The 6,579-nt window shown below is 56.4% G+C and carries 8 protein-coding genes; all 8 read left to right on the top strand.

Annotation, left to right across the window (positions count from 1 at the left end):
* Positions 1-1,318: minichromosome maintenance protein MCM (locus CW742_RS05080; protein ID WP_292417380.1), on the top strand; the 1,318-nt coding region annotated here is incomplete at its 5' end.
* Between the two features lie 9 nt (positions 1,319-1,327).
* The gene (locus CW742_RS05075) at positions 1,328-1,666 is read left to right on the top strand and encodes a dihydroneopterin aldolase family protein (protein WP_292417378.1); all 339 of its coding nucleotides are present in this window, start codon (positions 1,328-1,330) and stop codon (positions 1,664-1,666) included.
* On the top strand, positions 1,653-2,483 hold the full coding sequence (locus CW742_RS05070) for a TatD family hydrolase (RefSeq protein ID WP_292417376.1): 831 nt from the start codon (positions 1,653-1,655) through the stop codon (positions 2,481-2,483). Before CW742_RS05075 ends, CW742_RS05070 begins: the two co-directional genes overlap by 14 nt.
* An 85-nt stretch (positions 2,484-2,568) precedes the next feature.
* Positions 2,569-2,820, top strand: a complete 252-nt coding sequence (locus tag CW742_RS05065; RefSeq protein WP_342764862.1) for a DUF424 domain-containing protein — start codon at positions 2,569-2,571, stop codon at positions 2,818-2,820.
* The gene (locus tag CW742_RS05060; protein ID WP_292417371.1) at positions 2,817-3,857 is read left to right on the top strand and encodes a 60S ribosomal export protein NMD3; all 1,041 of its coding nucleotides are present in this window, start codon (positions 2,817-2,819) and stop codon (positions 3,855-3,857) included. Before CW742_RS05065 ends, CW742_RS05060 begins: the two co-directional genes overlap by 4 nt.
* A 117-nt stretch (positions 3,858-3,974) precedes the next feature.
* Complete coding sequence (locus tag CW742_RS05055) at positions 3,975-4,739, top strand: SAM-dependent methyltransferase (protein ID WP_342764861.1); 765 nt, start codon at positions 3,975-3,977, stop codon at positions 4,737-4,739.
* The gene (coaBC, locus tag CW742_RS05050; protein WP_292417365.1) at positions 4,736-5,890 is read left to right on the top strand and encodes a bifunctional phosphopantothenoylcysteine decarboxylase/phosphopantothenate--cysteine ligase CoaBC; all 1,155 of its coding nucleotides are present in this window, start codon (positions 4,736-4,738) and stop codon (positions 5,888-5,890) included. The genes CW742_RS05055 and coaBC overlap by 4 nt, the downstream gene beginning before the upstream one ends.
* 117 nt (positions 5,891-6,007) lie before the next feature.
* On the top strand, positions 6,008-6,579 hold a 572-nt coding region (locus CW742_RS05045), incomplete at its 3' end, for a GHMP kinase (RefSeq protein ID WP_292417362.1).

Raw genomic sequence — 6,579 nt, 5'->3', positions numbered from 1 at the left:
GATCGATGAGAAAGCCGAGGATGAGATCAACCGGCTCAGTAAAGACCCGATGATTTACCGGATGATCACGCACTCGATTGCCCCGACCATCTACGGGAGTGAAGACGTTAAGCAGGCAATCGCGCTCCAGTTGTTCGGTGGCATCGCAAAAGAGATGCCTGACGGGAGCAGGCTGCGCGGCGATATCCACGTCCTTCTCATCGGGGACCCGGGAATTGCAAAGAGTCAATTGCTCCGCTACGTTGTCAAGCTCTCACCCCGTGCCATCTACACCAGCGGGCAGTCATCTACCGCTGCCGGGTTGACGGCAACCGCGGTGAAAGACGAATTTGGCGAAGGCCGCTGGACCCTTGAAGCCGGTGCCCTTGTCCTTGCCGACATGGGTGTCGCAGCCGTTGACGAGATGGACAAGATGGAGAAAGGCGACCGCTCCGCTCTCCACGAAGCAATGGAACAGCAGTCCATCAGCGTTGCAAAAGCCGGCATCACGGCAACGCTCAAGTCGCGGTGCGCCCTTCTCGGAGCAGCCAACCCAAAATACGGGCGGTTCGATATGTTTGGCGATCTCTCGGACCAGATCAACATGCCCCCGTCCCTGCTCTCCCGGTTCGACCTGATCTTCATCATGACCGACCAGCCGGAGCAGAAGCGCGACATGGCAATCGCGGAGCATATCTTGAAGGCTCACAGCACCGGTGAACTGATTGCCCAGCACAAGAAGACACCCATTCCCGGGGTCACGGACGAGTATATCCAGCAGCAGCTCAAGCCGGTTATGCCGGACATCGAACCGGGCCTGTTCCGGAAATACGTGGCGTATTCAAAACGCTCGTGCTTCCCCATGCTCTCCCAGGAAGCCCGTGATGCACTGGTTGCCTATTACATGAAACTCAGGGGGATTGCGGAACCGAATAAACCGGTGCCGGTGACCGCCCGTCAGCTCGAAGCCCTTGTCCGCCTTGCCGAGGCCAGCGCACGCATCCGCCTTTCCAACACGATCGAGACGAGCGATGCGGAGCGGGTAATTCATATTGTTGACGCGTGCTTACGGCAGATCGCGTATGACGCAAAGACCGGAACGTTCGATATCGACAAGATTGTCACCGGCATCTCCAAAGAAAAGCGCGACATTGTCCGGGTTATCAAGGATGCCATCCGCGATATCGGGGGCGATGGCCGGCGTGCCGGTATCGACCAGGTCATCGATGCTGTCAGCGCAAAAGGGTTCCCGCGGGACAAGGTGCGCGAGGGAATCGAGATGCTCCTGCGGACCGGGGAAGCGATGGAACCCAAGAATGGTATCATCCAGTTGATATGAGGTGTTTTTTTGACAAACGACAGGGAACAGGCAGTATTTGAAGCGGGGATCAAACTCGGGGCTCTCTACCACCAGTGGGTGGGAACCCCCATCTCCCGCATCTCCGCGGCAAGTGTTGAGAAGGCAATCGAGCAGGCAGTGATCCTCCAGCCCTTTGTTGAAGAGATCACGGTCCGGCTCGACCGGTCGCTCATGAGCGAGAACCGTTTCGGGTACAGTGAATTATCCGGCATGATGTTCGATGTCGAGATCATTACCCGGGTTGGCTTCACGTACTGCCGGGCCCGGCTTTCCCCCGAGAACGGGTACCCGCTGATGAAGATCGTGGAATGCCATGAAATCTCCTGAATTCCCAATCACGGACGACCACATCCACTTCGATCCGGTCAATGGCCGGGGTGTTGATGCGGCAAAGGACTTTTTCCGGGCCGGTGGCACCCATGTCTTCCTTGTTTCAAAACCCTCGTGGTCCCTTTCCGTTCACCCGGTTTCCGGCCCGGATTACACCCGTGTCTTTGATGAGACGCTGCGTGTTGCGGAACTGGTTTCTGGAACGGGCATTGTTGTCTTTCCCGTGCTCGGCGTTCACCCGGCGGAGATTACCCGGCTCATGGAACGGATGACCCTTGAGGAAGCGGTCGAGACGATGAAGGGGGGAATTGACTGTGCGGCAGGATACGTCCGGGAAGGAAGAGCCGTGGCCCTGAAAAGCGGGCGTCCCCATTACGAGGTAAGCCAGGAACTGCTGGCTGCATCGAACGATGTGCTCATGCATGCTCTCACGGTCGCAGCAGACCTCGGGTGCGCACTCCAGGTCCACGCTGAGACCGGACCCTGCACTGACATTGCCACAATGGCCCGGAATGCGGGTATCCCTGTTGAGAGAGTTGTCAAACATTATGGATCCCCGGATACCCCCCTCCACCCCTCACTCATCGCAAAACATGAAGGAATACCTGCGCTTGTACAATCCGGGCGACCATTTACCCTGGAGAGCGATTACATGGACGAGAACTCACGGCCGGGTGCGGTGATCGGACCCAAATCCGTGCCCCGGTACACAAAACAGCTCGTGGCATCCGGCGCTCTTACCCGTGACGATTGTTTCCGTATCCATGGAGAGACGATTGAAAAGGTCTATGGCGTGACTGTCGCCCTCATCTGAGAGCAACTCACCTTTTTTATCCCTGACCGACAATGAGTGATCAATGTTCCTGAAGATTCACCGTTCTCCCGAAACGGGGGATGTTGTGGCGATCTGCGATCGCGAACTTTTGAATACAACGATCAGCAACGATTCGATCACTGTTACCATCAGCGAAGCATTCTATGGCAACAAAACCGCCACGGAGGAGGAAGTAAGGGGTGCCCTCCGTTGCGCCGCCAATGCAAACCTCATGGGTGAGCGGACAGTAAGTATAGCCATCGATATGGGCCTTGTCACCCGCGCCGGCTGCATCATGATCGGCAGCGTGCCGCATGTACAGATCTACCAGCTATGAGCATCCGAGATACATTCTGCCCGAAATGCGGAAAGCCAACCGATACCGGAGGATTCTGCAGGGAATGCCAGATTGGCAACACCCCCTGGTATACCTGCGATTCACGGGTTATGAGTACCCAGTGCCCCAGTTGTGGTGCAATAAAACAGGTCAATACCTGGTCCGACAACGAACTCAACCGGGAAGAGCTGGGTCCCGCCCTCGCCCGCTCCGCTGTCCACTTTCATCCTGAGGTCAGGAAACCTTCAATTGATGTCCGTATTGAGGATCTGACCGTGAACCGGTCCCGGGCGTTCCTCACTATTCGCGGGACATTTTTTAAAGCACCGGTTGAGGCCGCCTGTACGGTCGAGATTGTCTGGAACAAGGAACAGTGCGACCGGTGCAACCGGATCAGCGGGAGCTATTATGAGGGCATTGTCCAGGTAAGGGCTGAAGGCCGGACACCCAGCACCTTCGAGATCCAGGTTGCATCCTCGGTTGCCCAGAATATCGAGGACAACCTCCAGGCAGGGGGAGAACGGCTTTCGTTCATATCTGACATGAACGAGATCCATGACGGCATCGACATCATCATCGGCTCTCAGCATATCGGGCTCATGATAGCACAGGGCATCGTTGCCCAGCTGGGAGGCAGGTATACTACTCACCCGAAACTGGTGGGTGAGAAGAACGGCAGGCAGCTCTACCGCATCACCTATTCGGTCCGTCTCCCCCGGTTCCAGAAGCATGACATCATCGTTGCCAGGAAGAGATATTATGAAGTCGACCGGGTGGAGGCGCACTACGTCAGGGTGACCGATCTCATGGACGGGACCGCAAAATCCATCCGTGATGATGATGTCGAACGGATTGCCGGAAATTCCCGGAATGCGGTTCCCGCGCTGGCTGCATTCGTTGACGGCTCGATGGTCGGCATCATTGATCCGGTCACCAGTAAATCCATGGATGTCGCAAAACCGAAATGGATGGAAATACGTGCCGGTGACCATGTCAGCGTCATACGAGATAACGAGAACCTCATCATTGTCAGGTAGACAATGCGGGCCAGAAAGATATCAAGAAAGGACCTGCCAAAAATCCTCCATGAGGAATGGGTGGATTCCTCGCGCAGTCCATTTGTAGACGGGGATACCGCATGGGTTCCGGTTCGCATGGGGGAACCGTATGATACAGAAATCCCCAAACGCTCCCCATACCGGGGGAGGGGCTATTACATGACCGGGGACGTTGCCATCATCCAAGGTGAACTCCCGTCACCCGCCGAGATCGAATCCATTGTCACGTTTCGTCACCCGCGCGGCATAGTCTGGATCGAATCGCTCGATGGTGTGACCCGCACGCCACGTACAAGACTCATCTGGGGAGAAGCCGGTGAAGTACGCCACAAGGAGGACGGTTACACATTCATTCTTGATCCGCAGAAGGTGATGTTCTCGATGGGCAACCGGATGGAGAAGAGACGGATCTCTGCACTGGTCCGCTCCAGCCGGAACCCCGAACGGGTTGCAGATATGTTTGCCGGAATCGGGTATTTCACGATACCCCTTGCCGGTGCAGGAGCGCAGGTGCATGCCATGGAGATCAACCCTGCGGCATACGGGTACCTTGAGCGGAACATTCAGGAGAACCAGCTCACCGACAGCGTCTTCCTGTCGTTGGGTGACTGCCGCGACCAGCTCGAAGGGACATATGACCGGATTGTCATGGGGCATTTTGCGGCGATCTCCATGCTGCCGGAAGCCCTTGCCCATGCCAAACCCGGCACGGTGCTCCACATTCACACCATTGGCCCGGCAGAGGAACAGGTCAGGCAGATCGTGGAAGGCGCAGGTTTTTCTCCTTCCATCGAGGTACATACAGTAAAGAAATACCGCCCGAATGAATGGCATGTAGTGCATGACGTGACACTCGCATGACAACAGTTCAGACACTTGCCGGAAAGGAGATCGTTCTTGCCGTAACGGGAAGCATAGCAGCCGTCGAATGCGTCAGGCTTATCCATGCATTGCGGCGAAAAGGGGCATCTGTCCAGGTGGTTATGAGCGGGGCTGCAGCGGGAATTGTCTCTCCCGATGCCCTGACATATGCCTGTGGCAGGCCTGCCATCACCCGGATCTCCGGCATGGTGGAGCACGTGACCTTTTGTGGCGATGGCGGAAGTGCCGGTCTCCTGGTGATCGCCCCCTGTACGGCAAACACCATCAGCAAGATTGCATGTGCAATCGATGACACGCCCGTCACCACGTTTGCCACCACTGCGATCGGCAGTGGCATGCCGGTAATAATCGTCCCTGCGATGCACCACAGTATGTTCCGTCATCCGGGCCTGACGGAAAATATCGAGCGGCTGGAAAGGTGGGGGATCCGGATCCTCTCGCCCCGCATTGAAGAAGGCAAGGCGAAGATCGCGGATATCGATGAGATCGTTCTTGAAGCCGAGCGCGCGGTCATGGGAAAACCGCTTGCCGGAAAAAGGGTGCTTATCACGAGCGGCCCCTGCCGGGAGAAAGTCGATGACGTGAGAATCCTGACAACCCGGTCAAGCGGGATGATGGGAAAAGAACTGGCCCTTCAGGCATTCCGGCTCGGTGCGGATGTGACCATTGTTCACGGTGACACGATTCCCTGCGTAACAAACATCAACGCGGCATCTGCAGGAGAGATGCGGGATGCGGTCATGAACGAACTCGCAATACGCGGCGGGACCGATATCTACATCAGCGCCGCAGCCATCTCCGATTTTGCCCCGCAGCAGACACAGGGCAAGATCCGGAGCGGGAAACCGGCCACAATCCCCCTCACCCCCCTCCCAAAGCTGCTGGACGAAGTAATGCAGGAATATTCGCCCTTCACGGTGGCTTTCAAGATTGAGCAAAAGCCGGAAGCACCTGCACAAGCGATGCTGAAAAAGGGCATTCCGGTTGTCCTGATGAACCACCCGGACACAATGGGCACCAGTAACGGGGAGTATGAACTGCTTACCTCCCATGGTTCGGAGAAACTTTCCGGTTCAAAAGAGGAGATTGCAAACGACATCTGGAAAATAATAATCGGCATGATCCACTAACCGATCGTGCCGGTGGTTTTTTCGGAACGATTTCCCTGTCCGGATGTGACACCGTATATGGGGTCCACAATCCCTTAAACTCCGGAACACCAACCAGTACATACCAAGCGGGAAGCCATGAAACCAGCATCGGTCACTGCATTCTGCCCGGGCCATATCTCCGGCTATTTCAAACGGGTCAATGGCGCAACACCGGGATCCACCGGGAGTCTCGGCGCCGGCATTGTCATTGACAGCGGAGTTACCGCAACTGTGACGCGGTCAAACAGAACAGTGATTCGTGTTTGCTGCAGGGACAATAACGGTAACATCCGTGAACAGGTAGAGGGCTCCCCCATCATCGAATCTGTGATGAAAAAACTGGGCGTTACTGCATCGGTCATCACGCAGTGCACCCTTCCCATTGGTGCGGGATTTGGTCTTTCGGCAGCCGCCCTCCTCTCAACGCTGACAGCTTTAAACAGGCTGTACAGCCTCAACCTTTCCGATCGCGATATCGCTCTTCTCGCCCATGAAGCCGAGGTAGAGCACCGTACCGGCCTTGGCGATGTTGCTGCATGCCAGGCGGGAGGATGGGTTGTCCGGACCGGGCCCGGGACCGCTGCGCCCATTCAACGGCGTTATGATCTTCCAAAACCGGTATGTGCAGGGAGTTTTTGGCCCGTCCATACACCATCTGTCCTCTGTTC

The organism is Methanoregula sp. (assembly GCF_002835825.1).
Taxonomy (GTDB): domain Archaea; phylum Halobacteriota; class Methanomicrobia; order Methanomicrobiales; family Methanospirillaceae; genus Methanoregula.
Note: the sequence above shows the minus strand (reverse complement) of the source record. Positions and strands in the feature narration are given on the sequence as shown.